The organism is Bacillus sp. S/N-304-OC-R1 (genome assembly GCF_019749375.1).
Taxonomy (GTDB): Bacteria; Bacillota; Bacilli; order Bacillales; family Cytobacillaceae; genus Cytobacillus.
The window spans coordinates 3091-4718 of the sequence record NZ_JACWFE010000008.1 but is presented as its reverse complement, the minus strand read 5'-3'; the positions used below and the strand labels follow the sequence as shown (position 1 = coordinate 4718).

1 rRNA gene is annotated in these 1628 nt (G+C 53.7%); it reads left to right on the top strand.

Going from position 1 to position 1628, the window contains the following annotated elements:
* Positions 1-1549, top strand: a 16S ribosomal RNA gene (locus H0173_RS08580).
* Positions 1550-1628: the final 79 nt, after the last annotated feature.

The following is a 1628-nucleotide window of genomic DNA, read 5'->3' as shown; positions in this document are numbered from 1 at the left end:
ATTGGAGAGTTTGATCCTGGCTCAGGACGAACGCTGGCGGCGTGCCTAATACATGCAAGTCGAGCGAATCTGAGGGAGCTTGCTCCCAAAGGTTAGCGGCGGACGGGTGAGTAACACGTGGGCAACCTGCCTGTAAGACTGGGATAACTTCGGGAAACCGGAGCTAATACCGGATAATTCTTTTCTACTCATGTAGGAAAGCTGAAAGATGGCATCTCGCTATCACTTACAGATGGGCCCGCGGCGCATTAGCTAGTTGGTGAGGTAACGGCTCACCAAGGCAACGATGCGTAGCCGACCTGAGAGGGTGATCGGCCACACTGGGACTGAGACACGGCCCAGACTCCTACGGGAGGCAGCAGTAGGGAATCTTCCGCAATGGACGAAAGTCTGACGGAGCAACGCCGCGTGAGTGATGAAGGTTTTCGGATCGTAAAACTCTGTTGTTAGGGAAGAACAAGTACCGGAGTAACTGCCGGTGCCTTGACGGTACCTAACCAGAAAGCCACGGCTAACTACGTGCCAGCAGCCGCGGTAATACGTAGGTGGCAAGCGTTGTCCGGAATTATTGGGCGTAAAGCGCGCGCAGGCGGTTCCTTAAGTCTGATGTGAAAGCCCCCGGCTCAACCGGGGAGGGTCATTGGAAACTGGGGAACTTGAGTGCAGAAGAGGAGAGTGGAATTCCACGTGTAGCGGTGAAATGCGTAGAGATGTGGAGGAACACCAGTGGCGAAGGCGACTCTCTGGTCTGTAACTGACGCTGAGGCGCGAAAGCGTGGGGAGCGAACAGGATTAGATACCCTGGTAGTCCACGCCGTAAACGATGAGTGCTAAGTGTTAGAGGGTTTCCGCCCTTTAGTGCTGCAGCTAACGCATTAAGCACTCCGCCTGGGGAGTACGGTCGCAAGACTGAAACTCAAAGGAATTGACGGGGGCCCGCACAAGCGGTGGAGCATGTGGTTTAATTCGAAGCAACGCGAAGAACCTTACCAGGTCTTGACATCCTCTGACAATCCTAGAGATAGGACTTTCCCCTTCGGGGGACAGAGTGACAGGTGGTGCATGGTTGTCGTCAGCTCGTGTCGTGAGATGTTGGGTTAAGTCCCGCAACGAGCGCAACCCTTGATCTTAGTTGCCAGCATTAAGTTGGGCACTCTAAGGTGACTGCCGGTGACAAACCGGAGGAAGGTGGGGATGACGTCAAATCATCATGCCCCTTATGACCTGGGCTACACACGTGCTACAATGGATGGTACAAAGGGCTGCAAGACCGCGAGGTTTAGCCAATCCCATAAAACCATTCTCAGTTCGGATTGCAGGCTGCAACTCGCCTGCATGAAGCCGGAATCGCTAGTAATCGCGGATCAGCATGCCGCGGTGAATACGTTCCCGGGCCTTGTACACACCGCCCGTCACACCACGAGAGTTTGTAACACCCGAAGTCGGTGGGGTAACCGCAAGGAGCCAGCCGCCTAAGGTGGGACAGATGATTGGGGTGAAGTCGTAACAAGGTAGCCGTATCGGAAGGTGCGGCTGGATCACCTCCTTTCTAAGGAAAAATTGAAGCCTCGATGCTTCAATAAAAGACGTTACTTGTTCGTTCAGTTTTGAGAGAATTAACTCTCAAA